We start from the raw sequence: 16918 nt of genomic DNA, 5'->3' as shown, positions 1-16918 counted from the left end.
ATGCCTATGATTGATTAATCTCTACATCGGTTGCTGTAACGTAGGTACAATCCCCACCACCAATATTAGTATTGGTAGAACCCTTGAAAGAAGCTTCTGAAGATGTACTTTCAATTGTTACAGAACCTGTTGTTGCCGTTGTTTTTACATCACCACTTCCTGCATTTGTAACAATTCCGTCCGCAGAGATAGTAATCGTGTTTTCTCCAACTTTGATTGTAATTTTATTCTTACCTTCAAGCACAATATCTCCATTGGCATCCATATTTAAACAACTGGCTCCCTTTCCAACATTAGCTGAATAATTTGCGCCAGCATTAACTGAGGAATTAGAACCTGCGTTTATCGTATGGTTCTGACCAGCATTCAATGTACTGTTCTTTCTTGCCTTAAAGGAAGAACAGCCGCCACCATCAAAGTTCATGCTTACACCGCCCTTGTCGTGTAATGTGACACTACCTGCAGAATCATCAAGTTTCAAGGAGCTACCGCTTCGTGTGGTGAGGCTCTTGCAGTTATTGCCCTGACCACCGCCACCACCAGTAACTCCATTAAACAAACTACCCATAACGTAAGGACGGGCAGGGTCTCCATGACGGAAACCGAGGAGGACTTGGTCGCCTACTTCTGGGATAAATACAAAACCGCGATTGCTTCTTACGTCCTTACTGCTACCGCCATCAGGTGTCATCACACGCACCCAACCAGTCTGCATACCATCTGTCTGCCAGTTCATACGTACACGCACACGGCCCTTACCCTGTGGGTCGGCATTGCTGAGCACGGTTGCCATCTGTGTCTCAGCTAATGGCATACGCACCTTTGGACTTGGCAGTGCTTTTATCGTTGCAGGGATAGCCTTGAAGCGGTTTTTGTAGTAGCTTCCTTGACTCACCTCATGGGTTATTTCGATAATGATAAAGTTACCCAAGCTCTCTTCTGATAGGTCTCCTACACGTTTCAAGAATGAGCTATAGAGACTTATAACGGAACCTACACGCAGGGTTGGCACCTGACTCTCAGCTGTGATGTAATGTGTCTCAGCAGTCTCAGCCGCTTGCTTACGACCCATGTAGTTAATAAGCTCCGTCTCATTGCTGATACGTGGCAGTGCATGCTGTCGTGCGGGTTTTGAGAACATACCTAATGATGCACGGAAAGCCTCACCCGAAAGTTTGTCATGTCCAATTGCTTGGTCTGGTGTCATACGTTGCATCTCACGGTCAGCACCGGAGTGATAAGAGAACACCTGCTCAGAGCGTGCGAGGGTCTGTAAACCAATGTCGAGTGAAGACAACGTCGTTCCATATTCTAATCTTATAGGGTCAGCCAATTTCCTTGGTTTACCAAAGATTAGCTTTGTTCCATCGAAATACATCCACTCTTGATACTGATGTGCAAGACGACGGATAAAATCGAAGTCCGATTCTTCGTATTGGCAGATATAGTCTTTGTTTTCCTTGTATGCAGGATTTAGCTCCAACTGCACCTTAGCTTCTGCACATAGTTTCTTAACCACATTTCCAATCGTTGTATCATTCCATGAGAAGCAGCTGTGTGCCGTTTCCATTCTGTATGTTGCAGAGTAACCAGAAACGATAATACATTCAAAAAGAGGGAACCAAGCACTGAAATTCCAAATGCCTGTAATCCATATCTTCCCCAATTTCCTTTGTTACTTCCCATCTGATACAATTTTATTTTTTGCCACATCTTTTTCTTGTAGGTCTTGTAATTGTGAAACTATATCACGTGTCATATTAAAATCTTCTTCTTTGAATTTACTGTCATATAGATAAGTAGTGGTGCACCTACAAGAGAAGCAAAGATGGTTCCTGCTGTCGAGAAGATTTTAATTCCTCCTATTGAAAATTTATTTGCCATTGATATTATGAATTTGCGATGATGCCCATATAGTTTGCATTACATCTGCATTATTCTCATCACAAAAGTACAAATAATCTGGGGCGTTCTCAACTTTTTAATCACATTTCTTACTTTGCAAACAACTTGTCAACTCGTAAACCAGCTCAATCCTTTAGCCCCAAGCGCTTCATGTCTTCTCCATAAAGACGATTAAACTCTTTTGAAGACAATTCATGCGCAAGATAAAGTTCAACAAACTTTTTGTTAACACTGGGCTTTATGGTAATATGTTCATCCATATCTAAAGTTTCATGTCCTGACAACGCACGCTTAAAGAAGATAGGAACAGGATTATCCTTTGTACCGTAGGTTGGGTCCAACCATTGTTGACGATTTACGTAGGCTGAGAAACTTTTAATCCTGTAAAGAAAAGTTAGTCTATGATCTTCTATGTCATCATACCAGATTTTTTCACCACTACCCCTTTGAATAGTATTATAGCAGCCTTCAAAAGAGACAACACCTATATACTTCTTATATTTAGGAGAGAAAAAATAATAAAGATTATAAGTTGCTGTTCGTGTCTGTGCTACTCCCATGAACCATCCGCTGGTAGTGAAGATATCATCATAGGTATCTATTTCATGATGATTTATAGGTATTTTTACTACTATTGTGTCCGAATTCTTTATATATGTATCAGCATAAGGAATAGCATCTTTATTTCCACCGAGCGTAAACCTCGTTATAATAAAGATAAGTAGTGGTGCACCTACAAGAGATGCAAAGACTGTACCTGCTGTTGAGAAGATTTTAAATCCTCCTATTGAAAAATTATTTGCCATTGATATTATGAATTTGCGATGATGCCCATATAGTTTGCATTACATCTGCATTGTTCTCATCACAAAAGTACGAATAATCTGGGGCGTTCTCAACTTTTTACTCACATTTCTTACTTTGCAAGCAACTTGTCAACTCATAAACCCGTCCACTCGTCACCTAACTTAATCCGTCAGTCCCAAGCGTTTCATATCCGCCCCATAGAGCCTATCAAACTCCTCAGGTTCCAGTCCATGTGCAAGGTAAAGCTCAACGAACTTCTTATACACAGAGGGTTTAATATAAATAAAATCTTCTACACCTCCAGCACATTCAAATCCAGACAAAGCACGCTTAAAGAATATAGGCATAGGGTTGTCTTTAGTTCCATACGTTGGGTCCTGCCACTGTGTTTTATTAATGTATGCAGAAATCGTTTTTGACTCACAAATTATACTTAATCTTTCTTTTTCTACATCTACATTATATGCGTCTTCCCCCGTTCCCATTTGTGCCACATTATACCCTCCTATAAATGAAATAACAGCTAAATGTCTTTTATATTCAGGGGAGTAGAAACATATCTGTGAATAACATGACGATTCAGTATGTGCCATCCCTGCAAACCAAGCACGCGAAGTGAAGACTTTATCAACTGGTGTAATCTGAGTAAAGTATGGTATCTGAACTACTATTGTATCTGAATTACGAATGTACGTATCTGCATACGGCACAGCAGCCTTGTTGCCACCGAGCGTAAACTTTGCAATAAGGCTAACTACCAATGGTGTTGCCACAGTAAGTGCAAACACCGTTCCTAATGTAGCTCCTATGGCTGGTATTCTTGAATAAAAGTTGCTCATTGTTTTATGAATTTGATATTATGCCTATATAATATTCATTACATCTGCATTATTCTCATCACAAAAGTACAAATAATCTGGGGCGTTCTCAACTTTTTACTCACATTTCTTACTTTGCAAGCAACTTGTCAACTCATAAACCCGTCCACTCGTCACCTAACTTAATCCGTCAGTCCCAAGCGTTTCATGTCCGCCCCATAGAGCCTATCGAACTCCTCAGGTTCCAGTCCATGTGCAAGGTAAAGCTCAACGAACTTCTTATATACGGAGGGTTTGATAGTTAGCAAGTCTGTTTCACTGGCACAAGACTCCATACCTGTTAAACTCTTTTTAAAGAATATAGGCATAGGGTTATCTTTAGTTCCATACGTCGGGTCCTGCCACTGTGTTTTATTAATGTATGCAGAAATCGTTTTTGATTCGCAAATTATAGTAAACCTTTCTTCTTCTACATCTACATTATATGCGTCTTCCCCCGTTCCCATTTGTGCCACATTATACCCTCCTATAAATGAAATAACAGCTAAATGTCTTTTATATTCAGGGGAGTAGAAACATATCTGCTCATAAGTAGATTTTTCCGAATGTGCCATCCCTGCAAACCAAGCACGCGAAGTAAAAACTTTATCAATTGGTGTAATCTGAGTAAAGTATGGTATCTGAACTACTATTGTATCTGAAGTACGAATGTACGTATCTGCATACGGCACAGCAGCCTTGTTGCCACCGAGCGTAAACTTTGCAATAAGGCTAACTACCAATGGTGTTGCCACAGTAAGTGCAAACACCGTTCCTAATGTAGCTCCTATGGCTGGTATTCTTGAATAAAAGTTGCTCATTGTTTTATGAATTTGATTTTATACCCATATGATTTACATTACATCTGCATTGTTCTCATCACAAAAGTACAAATAATTTGGAGCGTTCTCAACTTTTTAATTACATTTCTTACTTTGCGAACAACTTCTCAACTCGTAAACCTGTCCACTTGTCACCTAACTTAATCCGTCAGTCCCAAGCGTTTCATATCCGCCCCATAGAGTCTGTCGAACTCCTCAGGTTCCAGTCCATGTGCAAGGTAGAGCTCAACGAACTTCTTATACACGGAAGGTTTAATATAAATAAAATCTTCCATACCTCCAGCACATTCAAATCCAGACAAAGCACGCTTAAAGAATATAGGCATAGGGTTATCTTTAGTACCATACGTCGGGTCCTGCCACTGTGTTTTATTAATGTATGCAGAAATCGTTTTTGACTCGTAAATTATACTTAACCTATCGTTTTCTACATCTACATTATATGCGTCTTTTCCCGTTCCCATTTGTGCCACATTATACCCTCCTATAAATGAAATAACTGCTAAATGTCTTTTATATTCAGGGGAGTAAAAACATATTTGCTCATAAGTTGATTTTTGTGAATGTGCCATTCCTGCAAACCATGCACGCGAAGTGAAGATTTTATCAATTGTTGTAATCAGAGTTATGTCTGGTATCTGAACTACTATGGTATCCGAATTACGAATGTATGTATCTGCATACGGCACAGCAGCCTTGTTGCCACCGAGCGTAAACTTTGCAATAAGGCTAACAACCAATGGTGTTGCTACAGTAAGTGCAAACACCGTTCCTAATGTAGCTCCTATGGCTGGTATTCTTGAATAAAAGTTGCTCATTGTTTTATGAATTTGATATTATGCCTATATAATATTCATTACATCTGCATTGTTCTCATCACAAAAGTACAAATAATCTGGGGCGTTCTCAACTTTTTACTCACATTTCTTACTTTACAAGCAACTTGTCAACTCGTAAACCGGTCCACTCGTCACCTAACTTAATCCGCCAGTCCCAAGCGTTTCATATCCGCCCCATAGAGCCTATCGAACTCCTCGGGTTCCAGTCCATGTGCAAGGTAAAGCTCAACGAACTTCTTATACACGGATGGTTTAATCGTAAGCAGGTCTGTCTCACTGGCACAAAACTCCAAACCTGTTAAACTCTTTTTAAAGAATATAGGCATAGGGTTGTCTTTTGTTCCATAAGTTGGGTCCTGCCACTGTGTTTTATTAATGTATGCAGATATCGTTTTTGAATCGTAAATTATACTTAACCGTTCTTTTTCTACGTCATACCAAACATTCTTGTCTGTTTCATCTTGTACTACATTGTACCCTCCTATAAATGAAATAACTGCTAAATGTCTTTTATATTCAGGGGAGTAAAAACATATTTGCTCATAAGTTGATTTTTGTGAATGTGCCATTCCTGCAAACCATGCACGCGAAGTGAAGATTTTATCAATTGGTGTAATCAGAGTTATGTCTGGTATCTGAACTACTATTGTATCCGAATTACTAATGTATGTATCTGCATACGGCACAGCAGCCTTGTTGCCACCGAGCGTAAACTTTGCAATAAGGCTAACTACCAGTGGTGTTGCCACAGTAAGTGCAAACACCGTTCCTAATGTCGCTCCTATGGCTGGTATTCTTGAATAAAAGTTGCTCATTGTTTTATGAATTTGATATTATGCCCATATAATCTATATTACATCCGCATTGTTCTCATCACAAAAGTACAAATAATCTGGAGCGTTCTCAACTTTTTACTCACATTTCTTGCTTTGCAAGCAACTTGTCAACTCGTAAACCAGCTCAATCCTTTAGTCCCAGACGTTTCATGTCTGCCCCATAGAGCCTATCGAACTCCTCGGGTTCCAGTCCATGTGCAAGGTAAAGCTCAACGAACTTCTTATACACGGAGGGTTTAATAGTAAGCAGGTCTGTTTGACTGGCACAAGACTCCATACCTGTTAAACTCTTTTTAAAGAATATAGGCATAGGGTTGGCTTTAGTTCCATACGTCGGGTCCTGCCACTGTGTTTTATTAATGTATGCAGAAATTGTTTTTGAATCGTAAATTATACTTAACCTTTCTTTTTCTACATCTACATTATATGCGTCTTTTCCCGTTCCCATTTTTGCCACATTGTACCCTCCTATAAATGAAATAACTGCTAAATGTCTTTTATATTCAGGGGAGTAAAAACATATTTGCTCATAAGTTGATTTTTGTGAATGTGCCATTCCTGCAAACCATGCACGCGAAGTGAAGATTTTATCAATTGGTGTAATCAGAGTTATGTCTGGTATCTGAACTACTATTGTATCCGAATTACTAATATATGTATCTGCATACGGCACAGCAGCCTTGTTGCCACCGAGCGTAAACTTTGCAATAAGGCTAACAAGCAGTGGTGTTGCCACAGTAAGTGCAAACACCGTTCCTAATGTAGCTCCTATGGCTGGTATTCTTGAATAAAAGTTGCTCATTGTTTTATGAATTTGTGATGATACCCATATAGTTTGCATTACATCTGCATTGTTCTCATCACAAAAGTACAAATAATCTGGGGCGTTCTCAACTTTTTACTCATATTTCTTACTTTGCAAGCAACTTGTCAATTCATAAACCCGTCCACTCGTCACCTAACTTAATCCGTCAGTCCCAAGCGTTTCATATCCGCCCCATAGAGCCTATCGAACTCCTCGGGTTCCAGCCCGTGTGCAAGGTAAAGCTCAACGAACTTCTTATACACGGAAGGTTTAATATAAATGTAATCTTCTACACCTCCAGCACATTCAAATCCAGACAAAGCACGCTTAAAGAATATAGGCATAGGGTTGTCTTTTGTCCCATAAGTAGGGTCCTGCCACTGTGTTTTATTAATGTATGCAGAAATCGTTTTTGAATCAAAAATTATACTTAACCTTTCTTCTTCTACATCTACATTATATGCGTCTTTCCCCGTTCCCATTTGTGCCACATTATACCCTCCTATAAATGAAATAACTGCTAAATGTCTTTTATATTCAGGGGAGTAGAAACATATCTGTGAATAACATGACGATTCAGAATGTGCCATCCCTGCAAACCAGGCACGCGAAGTGAAGACTTTATCAACTGGTGTAATCTGAGTAAAGTGTGGTATCTGAACTACTATTGTATCCGAATTACGAATGTACGTATCTGCATACGGTACTGCAGCCTTGTTACCGCCGAGCGTAAACTTTGCAATAAGGCTAACTACCAATGGTGTTGCCACAGTAAGTGCAAATACAGTACCAAGTGTAGCTCCTATGGCTGGTATTCTTGAATAAAAGTTGCTCATTGTTTTATGAATTTGATATTATGCCCATATAGTTAGTATTATTATCTTCATTATCTTCATCAGATGAATTGAATTCTTTAGAGATCGTTCTTGTTTTTTTCTCAATAGCCTGTTCATCATTATTACCCTTCTTCTCTATGAAGTAGTTAACAACACCGCCAGCTAAACCGACGCCTAATGCCATTCCAAACTTCTTTGCACCATCTTTCCATGCTCCTCTCTTAGCAGCGTTAACAGCTGCATCTTTTCCTTCTTCAAGTGTTGTTTTCTCTGCAAGAATTTCTGCCTGCTTTGTGACAGCTTGTGTTGTTCGTTTCCCATACTCTTCAGAAGTTCGCCCTAACATTCCTTCAGCCGTCTTAGCAGACTCCACCGAAGAACTACTTGCTCCACTTGATGCACGGCGTCCCGCTTCCTTCCCCCATTCTTCTGCAGCAGTATGAGTCTCCATTGCGCCTAACTTATTTTCAATTGCTTTTTCCGCTTGCTTATTAGCTTCTGCTGTCTTTGAGCTTATCTGTAAATCTATTTCAGCACCCTCTTCAGCACCAACCTTATGTGCTTTTATGTCTGCTGATACGGCATTGTCAGCACCTCCGCCAACTCCTGAACCATAAACATTAGTCCCAACAGAATTCTTAACAGAGTTACCCAAAGGAGAATCAGCATTATTAGAGGTTCTTGCCTCTCCTAAACTATCATCATTCCAGAAATTAAGAAAATCCAATGCTCCTGTATAAAGACCTATAGAAATAGCTAAAGCGATAGGCGTTGCTCCACCCGTAAAACCACTTATAACACCTTGCCAGAATTTGTTGTTTTCTTGTTCTTGTATTTCAAGACTATTCATCTTAGAAATATAAGCTGCTGCAGCTTTTGCGACTTTTGGGTCAAGGATGATATTAATAGTTCCACCTATTTTACATGCCATCTTGGATTTATTTAACAAGGCATTCCTGTTCTCTATATAAACTTTAGGATGAAATGATGCCCAGTCTGATTCCATTGTTATATCGCAATCGTGCTCTAATCCCTCTTGCTTTTTATGTTCAGCATATCCAGCTGCAAGTCCGCCAACGGCAATAGATGTTAAGGCTACGGCTTCACTTGTTATAGCAATAGCTCCTATTATGGCTGGTAGGGCTGCACCACAGGTTACAATCGTAGCTGCTACTAAGAAAATTGCAGCTGCACCAACAGCAACTCCCAAAAGAAAACTTTGTAAGCCACCCCAAACTTTAGTTGCCATCTTGCAGGCAAAAGGTGCAGATATCTTCTTGGCATCAATATTCAACACAGGCTTATCAGAAGACTTATTAATCACCAGTCCATTCTGTGCTCCTCGAAGAAGTAATTGTGGCGTGCCACAAGTCATATTCGTACAAACTACATTCGTTCCTTCTCGTATATAAGACTGTCCCATAACTTATATTTTATTTTTCAGTTTTCTGACTTGTAAGTCCACGCTTAATGTAACATTGTCAGTAACTTCCTCTTCTATGTTTAAATTTCCCTTTACAAGGCAATGTTCAGCAGGGTCAATTGAAGACTGTTGTTTAACCTCAATTTCATACTCAGTAAAACCATATTGGATGACAGGTTTAATCTTCTGATCGTATGCTTTGCGAATGGCCTCACTAAAATGAGACTCTTTATCGTTCTTAGCTTTGTAATTAACTAATAATAATCCATCATCTTGCTTCTCGATTTCTCTTTCCAACTTTAAGCTGAAATTATTTCCAGGGAAGAGTTTTGAAGCATAAGGAATGGTACTCTGTCCAGACTGAAGTTCATCAGTCACTAAATGAGGTCCAAAGAAGATGGAATAAAAAGGTATTATACTCAAACTTGCCATAAGATTATCATATTCATAGATAATCTTGTCTTCCATCTTTATCAGATTATTTAAAGCATTGCTTCCAGCCGTTCCTTTTAAGAACTTATATTTGCTCGTGAGATGTTGTTTCTCATCCTCCCATATTGCTATAATCTCCTCATGGTTGAGAAGTTTGGTTATCATTCCTGTTTTTGAATCTATCCAGACTATTGCTTTTGTCTTTATATTCTCAAGTTCATTTATCAAAACCAAAGCCTCTTGGCCTTGCTCAGGAAAGACAGAAGGAATGTCATCTTTCACACTGAAGGCAAAGCCCTGTGTTCCTTCTGCATCCGTAAATCTCTCTACTGAGTAATCTTTCTTACTGACAATAGTACTGACAGGTATCTCGTCAAGCTTCGTGGTGATGGTCTGTACACAACGGTACTTATAGTCTCTTTGTGTCAGACCACCTTCTTGAACGTGACCGTGTAATCGATCTATCAAACTCATTATCTATATGTCATTTAATATTGACAACTCCGCCTTTCTCTTTATTAATGTTGACAGGCTCACCTACAATGTCTACACTTCCACCTCCCTTGACTTTTATACCTTTTTCCATATTTGGTCCGATAACACTCTGTGTTGATCCTTTGACATAAATATTCTCAGATTTCAGCGTAATGCTTGTATTGGCTATTATAATCTCGCTTGAGCCAACAGATAATGTTATTGTTGATTCACCTTTCAATTTTATGTTTCCCCCACTACTCATTTCAAGCACACTTTTTCCCTTGCCGACATTTATCGAAGCATTACTTCCGGCATTTACCGAATGAGTAGCTTTTGCATTCAATGTAGAATTACCTGCACCATCAAAAGTCATGCTTACACCGCCCTTGTCATGTAGCGTGACACTTCCTTTAGAATCATCAAGTTTCAAGGAACTACCGGTGCGACTGGTAAGGCTCTTGCAGTTGTTGCCTTGACCACCGCCACCACCTGTAACTCCGTTAAACAGGCTACCCATAACGTAAGGTCTTGCAGGGTCACCATGACGGAAGCCGAGGAGGACTTGGTCGCCTACCTCTGGGATAAATACAAAACCGCGGTTGCTCTTTACGTCCTTACTGCTACCGCCATCAGGTGTCATCACTCGCACCCAACCTGTCTGCATACCATCTGTCTGCCAATTCATACGCACGCGCACACGACCCTTGCCCTGTGGGTCAGCATTGCTGAGCACAGTTGCCATCTGTGTTTCAGCTAATGGCATACGAACCTTTGGACTTGGCAGTGCTTTTATCGTTGCAGGGATAGCCTTGAAGCGGTTTTTGTAATAACTTCCTTGGCTCACCTCGTGTGTAATCTCGATAATGATAAAGTTACCTAAACTCTCCTTTGATATGTTTCCTACACGCTCCAAGAATGAGCTGTAGAGGCTTATGACTGAACCTACACGCAGGGTTGGCACCTGACTCTCTGCCGTGATGTAATGTGTCTCGGCAGTCTCAGCCGCCTGCTTACGTCCCATGTAATTAATAAGCTCCGTCTCATTGCTGATACGTGGTAGTGCATGTTGTCGTGCAGGTTTTGAGAACATTCCGAGTGATGCACGGAAAGCCTCACCTGATAGTTTGTCATGACCATAGGCCAAGTCTGGTGTCATACGTTGCATCTCACGGTCAGCACCAGAGTGATAAGAGAACACCTGCTCAGAGCGTGCGAGGGTCTGTAAACCAATGTCAAGTGACGACAGCGTCGTTCCATATTCCAATATTATAGGGTCAGCCAATTTCCTTGGTTTACCAAAGATGAGTTTAGTTCCATCGAAATACATCCACTCTTGATACTGATGAGCAAGACGACGGATAAAGTCAAAGTCAGACTCTTCATACTGGCAGATAAAGTCTTTGGTTTCCTTGAATGCAGGATTTAATTCCAACTGCACCTTAGCTTGTTCACACAGCTTTTTCACTACATCCCCAATGGTTCTATCATTCCATGAGAAGCAGCTATGAGCCGTTTCCATTCTGTAAGTAGCAGAGTAGCCAGAAACGATGATACATCCAAAGTCACTTCCCTCTCTGTGTAATTGTACATTTGTCACCACACCAACAAAGATAGGCTTGTTAGCCGCTTTGACCACGATACTTTCTCCGAGCCAGTCTTTACTGCTATTGATATTATGTACATATCTATTGCTACCCGTTTCCAATTCAACAGACATTTGGAATCGGTGGTGTTTACCTATGTTTTGTTCGATTTGTAGAGAAATAAAAGAAGAAAGAGACTTCTTTCCTACGCTGATAGTGATGGGGTTGAAAGGAATTGACATGGGTTGTTTGTTTTGAAAATTAAAAGCTAATTGGCTTATACGGCATTACATTTAGAATCTCAAGGGAAAGCAATCGGAGTATGTAGGATAGTAAAGTTCCCCCTCGCTTGAGTAAGAAACGAAAAAGGACTATGCTGAGCAAGAAAGCTCTGCATAGTCCTTTAAGTTCCCTAAGCTTATGTGCGAGGCCAACGGTTGTCGAGCTCAGCATTGCCCACGGTGATATTCTCAGCAGAGAAAGTCATAGCAATAGTCATCGGTGCCTCGTTGTTAACGTCGAGTGTCTCCTTGTAATGAACGATGTAAGCATTCTTGAAAGAAATCTCCTTCATCTTAGCATCCTCTTCGCTCTTCTTGTAAACGATCTTACCCTCAACAGGCTTGAACTGGCTGTTAAGCATAGCCTCGATAGTAGAAGTGTCATCAGTAGACTCGATGGTTACACTGATACGACCGCCAGAGATGCTTGATGCAGGCTGACCCTTCTTGTCAGTTGTACGGCTGAACTCGTAGTTAGAGTAGAGTACGTCATACTCTTTACCACCCAATTCCAAAGTTGCTCTAAATGAACTCATAATTGAAAAGTTTTAAGTTGTTAGAAAAAAAATGATAAACGAGGCACCCTTATCATCTCCTTTACCAGAAAACAAAAAAGAGAAAACCTCAACAACTTCTTGAAGTCCCCTCTGTACGGCTGTTAAACAGTCTTGCTCTTGGAAAGAAGAGGAAGATTTGCAATCTGTTGTTTTTTAACAATGACAAAAGTAGAAATATAATTTCATTACAACAAATATAAAAACAATATATAACAGATATTTAACTTTTAATACAGGCGACACTTAACTTCAGTTATAAATAAAAATTACATCTACAACAATGCTCAGTATAAAGCTTTATCATAAAGTAATTATTGGTGTCCGATAAAACTTTTTGGGGTTATCTGTGTTAGATAAAATAGACTTAAACTTATGATTTCATTAATTTATCTGGTTATTATAGGGCTTTCCTTATCAAAATAAGCACATTTTATAATGCTTACAGTTTGGAACTAAAAACCAAGCCCCTGGATAAGTAAAATGGATGCAACACCGATGGATAAAGAGATACAGATCTTTCAGTTTATTTTTACCGGACAGCAATATAAAGTAATATTCTACTTTAACAACAGATTCCTCTATTGAGAATAAGACTAATGTATAATTTCTATAAGTTTAATCGATAAAGAATTTCAATGTAAATGGAGAAGTTATTCCTTAGGAAAAGACATCTATAAGAATATAAAGAGTACTCAACACCATTGGTACTAACCCTCAGCACGACGTGTGCTGAGTAACAGCACATCGACTAATGATAGTAAGAAAGAGGTTATTATAGCGTTATAATGAATATGATATCAACTCATTAGCTCATGGTGATATAATATACTGATAATCAAAAGAAAAAGAGGAATATCCTTGTGGACATTCCTCTTATAACACTCAGTGATTCCGTTGGGGTTCGAACCCAAGACCCACAGCTTAGAAGGCTGTTGCTCTAATCCAACTGAGCTACGGAACCATCAGTGGGTGCAAAGGTACTGATTTAATTTCGTACAGCCAAATTATCAAATATATTTATTGATATTTCTTCAAGAAAGAATCAGCCTGTGTGTTGCCTAATTCTTTTGCCTTTTGAATGTTCTTGAGCCCATCTTCTTTCTGCTTATTCTCACATTGGGCTATGCCAAGAATCAAGTATGCATCAGCTTGCAATGGGTCGAGTTGGATAGCCTGTTGAGCTGCACTGATAGCTGCATCTACTTTGTTTAGTCGTAGCAATAGACTTCCCGCCTCTGTGGGATATAATGCTTCTTTAGGGTCTAATTGAGAAGCTATCAGAATGTCTTGTAAGGCTTGTTGCCATAAACGTCCCTTTACCTCACATTGTTCACGCATATAATAAAAGTCGGCTGAAAGGCGTCCTTGATTGAAGTATTCATAAGTGTAATAATCTTGCATTGCCTTACGATATTCTCCCATCTTTTCAAGTTGCTGACCACGCATATAGAAATATGGTGCAGAGGTTGCAACATAAGGCGTATCGCAAAGTTCTATACTCTTATTGAGCAAGTCAAGGAGCTCCTTATCAGAGGCACCAAGGTGTTGGCGACTCTGTGCCATTTCAAGATAGAGTTCTGGATTATTAAAATCAGTTTTCGTCAGTGCGTCAAACTCATTATATGCATTCGCATAGTCACCTTTTGCATAGATAATCTGAGCTTGGAGATGACGATAAGCATTAAGGGGTTTGATTGCATAGGCCTTCTTCACCTCGTCCAAAGCCTTATCAAGTGTCCAATTAAGCCCCTGCAATCTGTCTTTATTTGCTGGATTTACTGTATTATAATAGATTACTCTTGCATAATTGTAAAGAGCTTCATCCTTCATACTTACCCTCGCAATAGCTGTTTGCAAGACCTTATCAGCCTCCGTGAAGTTTGATTTTCCAATTAAAACGTTTGCTTGGGCGTTATAACCATCTGCAACTTGTGGGAATCTTGATATGAAATCGTTGATGGTTGCTTCATGAATACTTGCCGACTTTTCAGAAGATAACATCAATGCAACAAGAGCATCCTCTAGTTTACTTGGTAAACCGATTCGAAGATTACTCTGATTCATTGTGGCATCATTTTGAGATAGTCCCGTCAACATGAAGTCCTTTGCATAGTTGACATCTACTGCACTCTTATTTGAGCCGGAAGCATTGAAGAGTCCAATGACCTGCCCTTTTGTATTTACAACAGGGGCACCATTCAACTTATCGCTTGCTGAAGCGGAAAGAATAGAATAATTGTATTTATCCATGAACTTCTCAACACTTGACACGTTAGCCTTTTCTGGAGTTCCACTCTTTGCCATTGGCACTATCCAAGCGTCTTCACTAGTAGAAACAGTATTGGTAAGAGTAGCAGCATTCACTTTCCCACTAACGCAGAACTTCACAATATCATAGATCTCATTAGCACCAAGTAAACAAGTGACATCATGTTTCTGTCCTTTAGCATCAATGATTACAGCTTTATCAGCCCCTATAAAAGGTTTCCAGGGACTCACTGCAACACCATCAGTACTAATGCAAATACCATTAGAGGTAGCCAAGATACTTCCATCGGACTTGAAAGTTGTTAATGTAAAAGCGGCATCAGCCACTTTCTTCACAGCTGAAGATTGTGCCAAGACATTGAGAGAAACTCCCAACAATAAGATAAGAGATAGTATGAAATTCCTCGTTTTCATGTTCATTCTTTCTTTCATTGCGTATGTTTAATTAAGGACTATATATTTACTTCTGACTAAGATTTAATAATTCACGGGCATTCTGAAGAGCAGCATCAGAGATATCTGCACCCGAAAGCATTTGTGCAATCTCGCATACACGTTCCTCTTGATTTAATTCTCGCATGTGACTGCGCGTCCCTTCTGCCGTCTCTTCCTTCTCAACCTTATAATGTGAGCTACCTAATGCGGCGATCTGTGGTAAATGCGTAATTGAGATAACCTGACGATTATTATTACCCATCTCTTGCATAATAAGTGCCATTTTTTGAGCAATCTTACCACTCACACCTGTATCAATTTCATCAAAGATAATCGTTGGGAGTTTTACCGTTCCACTAATCATTGCTTTCAAGGATAACATAACACGAGCAATCTCACCACCAGAGGCAACTTGTGCAACAGGTTCCATAGCAGTACTTGTGTTAGCAGAAAAAAGAAATTGCACTTTATCTGCACCATCCAACGACAAAGGCTTTGAGGTTATATCAACTTTGAAACGGACATTTGGAATACCAAGAGGTATCAATCGTTGACTCATCTCTTTCTCTACAATCTTACCAGCTTTAAGGCGCAATTCTGTTAACTTAGCTGCCTTCTCCGTGCATAGCTTGAGTTCTTCATCTACTTTCTTTGTCAAGGATTCAAGTTCTTCATCGCTATTATCAATACTCTGTAATTGCTCTGCAATGTTATCACGAATCTCTATCAACTCCTCTTCTGTGGAAACATGATATTTCTGCTCAAGTGTGTTTAACTGATCAAGCTGCTGGTTGATACTATCCAGACGAGAAGGATCAAATTCTATATTCTCAACCTCACTACCAACTTCACTTGCAATATCTTTTAACTCTATATGAACAGACGATAGACGTTGTACCACATCCTTTGCTTTTGAATAGACATTCTCTATATCACTAAGACTATCTAGACTTTCGCCTAACTTATAAATGATTCCATTATCGTCATCATTTAATAAGTGGTCGGCTTCATAATAAGCAGTCTTAATATCTTCCGAATGAGAGAGGGTCTCACTCTCCTGTTCTAGTTCCTGCTGTCTACCTTCTACAAGTCCAGCACTCTCTAGTTCATCAAACTGAAAACGCATAAATTCTTCATTCTCTTGTGCTTTTGTAATCTGTTCTTTTAGGTCAGACAAACGCTGTAAGGACTCCTTGTAATGTTGATAAGAAGAATGATAAGCAGAGAGAGCTGCACTATCCTGTGCTATGATATCAACAACATTCAATTGGAAATCATCCTTTTGCAAAAGCAAGTTCTGGTGCTGAGAATGGATATCTATTAACTGCTCCCCAAGTATGCGCATCATTTGTAAAGAGACCGGAGTATCATTAATAAAAGCACGTGATTTGCCACTAGCAGTTAGTTCGCGACGTATAATTGTATCTTCTGGTTCGAAATCAATATCATTGTCTTCAAAGAAAGATTCAAAACCATAATGAGATAAGTCAAAATGCGCTTCTATTGTACATTTCTTCTCACCTTGTTTAATCTGTTTACTATCTGCCCTATTGCCCAGCAATAAACCTATAGCACCAAGGATAATACTCTTTCCAGCTCCAGTCTCACCTGTTATAACTGAGAAACCAGAGTGAAAGGCTATATCTAACTGATCTATTAAAGTGAAGTTCTTTATATATAGATGTTTCAGCATATACTTGCTAGTTATATTTAATACTTTAGATAATTGTTAAGT

At 39.5% G+C, this 16918-nt stretch carries 13 protein-coding genes, 1 tRNA gene and 1 pseudogene; all 15 read right to left on the bottom strand.

Going from position 1 to position 16918, the window contains the following annotated elements:
- Nucleotides 1–4: 4 nt before the first annotated feature.
- A pseudogene (locus J5A55_RS03235) lies at nucleotides 5–1612 on the bottom strand (type VI secretion system Vgr family protein); the annotation flags it as partial.
- 418 nt (nucleotides 1613–2030) lie between these two features.
- Nucleotides 2031–2711, bottom strand: coding sequence for a DUF8188 family protein (locus J5A55_RS03230; RefSeq protein ID WP_004383472.1), 681 nt, complete (start codon nucleotides 2709–2711; stop codon nucleotides 2031–2033).
- 162 nt (nucleotides 2712–2873) lie between these two features.
- The gene (locus J5A55_RS03225; protein WP_004383471.1) at nucleotides 2874–3551 is read right to left on the bottom strand and encodes a DUF8188 family protein; all 678 of its coding nucleotides are present in this window, start codon (nucleotides 3549–3551) and stop codon (nucleotides 2874–2876) included.
- A gap of 161 nt (nucleotides 3552–3712) precedes the next feature.
- The gene (locus J5A55_RS03220; protein WP_004383470.1) at nucleotides 3713–4390 is read right to left on the bottom strand and encodes a DUF8188 family protein; all 678 of its coding nucleotides are present in this window, start codon (nucleotides 4388–4390) and stop codon (nucleotides 3713–3715) included.
- A gap of 161 nt (nucleotides 4391–4551) precedes the next feature.
- Entirely contained in the window at nucleotides 4552–5229 is a 678-nt protein-coding gene (locus tag J5A55_RS03215; RefSeq protein WP_004383469.1) for a DUF8188 family protein, read from the bottom strand.
- 161 nt (nucleotides 5230–5390) lie between these two features.
- Nucleotides 5391–6065, bottom strand: coding sequence for a DUF8188 family protein (locus J5A55_RS03210; RefSeq protein ID WP_004383468.1), 675 nt, complete (start codon nucleotides 6063–6065; stop codon nucleotides 5391–5393).
- A 145-nt stretch (nucleotides 6066–6210) separates the two neighbouring features.
- Nucleotides 6211–6888, bottom strand: coding sequence for a DUF8188 family protein (locus tag J5A55_RS03205; protein ID WP_039851424.1), 678 nt, complete (start codon nucleotides 6886–6888; stop codon nucleotides 6211–6213).
- 161 nt (nucleotides 6889–7049) lie between these two features.
- Nucleotides 7050–7727, bottom strand: a complete 678-nt coding sequence (locus tag J5A55_RS03200; RefSeq protein ID WP_211802937.1) for a DUF8188 family protein — start codon at nucleotides 7725–7727, stop codon at nucleotides 7050–7052.
- A gap of 4 nt (nucleotides 7728–7731) precedes the next feature.
- Nucleotides 7732–9150 (bottom strand): PAAR-like protein, encoded by a 1419-nt coding sequence (locus J5A55_RS03195; RefSeq protein ID WP_050755896.1) that lies wholly within the window; start codon nucleotides 9148–9150, stop codon nucleotides 7732–7734.
- A gap of 3 nt (nucleotides 9151–9153) precedes the next feature.
- Nucleotides 9154–10056 carry a hypothetical protein gene (locus J5A55_RS03190; RefSeq protein ID WP_004383463.1) on the bottom strand — a complete coding sequence of 301 codons (903 nt, stop codon included), beginning with the start codon at nucleotides 10054–10056 and terminating at the stop codon, nucleotides 9154–9156.
- Nucleotides 10057–10066: 10 nt separating this feature from the next.
- Nucleotides 10067–11884 carry a type VI secretion system Vgr family protein gene (locus J5A55_RS03185; protein WP_004383462.1) on the bottom strand — a complete coding sequence of 606 codons (1818 nt, stop codon included), beginning with the start codon at nucleotides 11882–11884 and terminating at the stop codon, nucleotides 10067–10069.
- Nucleotides 11885–12060: 176 nt separating this feature from the next.
- Nucleotides 12061–12459 carry a type VI secretion system tube protein TssD gene (gene tssD / locus J5A55_RS03180; protein ID WP_004383461.1) on the bottom strand — a complete coding sequence of 133 codons (399 nt, stop codon included), beginning with the start codon at nucleotides 12457–12459 and terminating at the stop codon, nucleotides 12061–12063.
- Between the two features lie 907 nt (nucleotides 12460–13366).
- Nucleotides 13367–13441: transfer RNA gene (locus tag J5A55_RS03175), tRNA-Arg, on the bottom strand.
- A 56-nt stretch (nucleotides 13442–13497) separates the two neighbouring features.
- On the bottom strand, nucleotides 13498–15180 hold the full coding sequence (locus J5A55_RS03170; protein ID WP_004383460.1) for a tetratricopeptide repeat protein: 1683 nt from the start codon (nucleotides 15178–15180) through the stop codon (nucleotides 13498–13500).
- A 28-nt stretch (nucleotides 15181–15208) separates the two neighbouring features.
- Entirely contained in the window at nucleotides 15209–16876 is a 1668-nt protein-coding gene (gene recN, locus J5A55_RS03165) for a DNA repair protein RecN (RefSeq protein ID WP_004383459.1), read from the bottom strand.
- Nucleotides 16877–16918: the final 42 nt, after the last annotated feature.

The organism is Prevotella veroralis, assembly GCF_018127765.1.
Lineage (GTDB): Bacteria > Bacteroidota > Bacteroidia > Bacteroidales > Bacteroidaceae > Prevotella > Prevotella veroralis.
The sequence above is the reverse complement of the archived record's forward strand: the minus strand, read 5'-3'. Positions and strand labels throughout refer to the sequence as shown.

Bases quoted from the DNA above. Each gene is read 5' to 3' on its own strand.
- J5A55_RS03230 (WP_004383472.1), bottom strand. From the start codon at position 2,711: ATGGCAAATAATTTTTCAATAGGAGGATTTAAAATCTTCTCAACAGCA.
- J5A55_RS03225 (WP_004383471.1), bottom strand. From the start codon at position 3,551: ATGAGCAACTTTTATTCAAGAATACCAGCCATAGGAGCTACATTAGGA.
- J5A55_RS03220 (WP_004383470.1), bottom strand. From the start codon at position 4,390: ATGAGCAACTTTTATTCAAGAATACCAGCCATAGGAGCTACATTAGGA.
- J5A55_RS03215 (WP_004383469.1), bottom strand. From the start codon at position 5,229: ATGAGCAACTTTTATTCAAGAATACCAGCCATAGGAGCTACATTAGGA.
- J5A55_RS03210 (WP_004383468.1), bottom strand. From the start codon at position 6,065: ATGAGCAACTTTTATTCAAGAATACCAGCCATAGGAGCGACATTAGGA.
- J5A55_RS03205 (WP_039851424.1), bottom strand. From the start codon at position 6,888: ATGAGCAACTTTTATTCAAGAATACCAGCCATAGGAGCTACATTAGGA.
- J5A55_RS03200 (WP_211802937.1), bottom strand. From the start codon at position 7,727: ATGAGCAACTTTTATTCAAGAATACCAGCCATAGGAGCTACACTTGGT.
- J5A55_RS03195 (WP_050755896.1), bottom strand. From the start codon at position 9,150: ATGGGACAGTCTTATATACGAGAAGGAACGAATGTAGTTTGTACGAAT.
- J5A55_RS03190 (WP_004383463.1), bottom strand. From the start codon at position 10,056: ATGAGTTTGATAGATCGATTACACGGTCACGTTCAAGAAGGTGGTCTG.
- J5A55_RS03185 (WP_004383462.1), bottom strand. From the start codon at position 11,884: ATGTCAATTCCTTTCAACCCCATCACTATCAGCGTAGGAAAGAAGTCT.
- tssD (WP_004383461.1), bottom strand. From the start codon at position 12,459: ATGAGTTCATTTAGAGCAACTTTGGAATTGGGTGGTAAAGAGTATGAC.
- J5A55_RS03170 (WP_004383460.1), bottom strand. From the start codon at position 15,180: ATGAAAGAAAGAATGAACATGAAAACGAGGAATTTCATACTATCTCTT.
- recN (WP_004383459.1), bottom strand. From the start codon at position 16,876: ATGCTGAAACATCTATATATAAAGAACTTCACTTTAATAGATCAGTTA.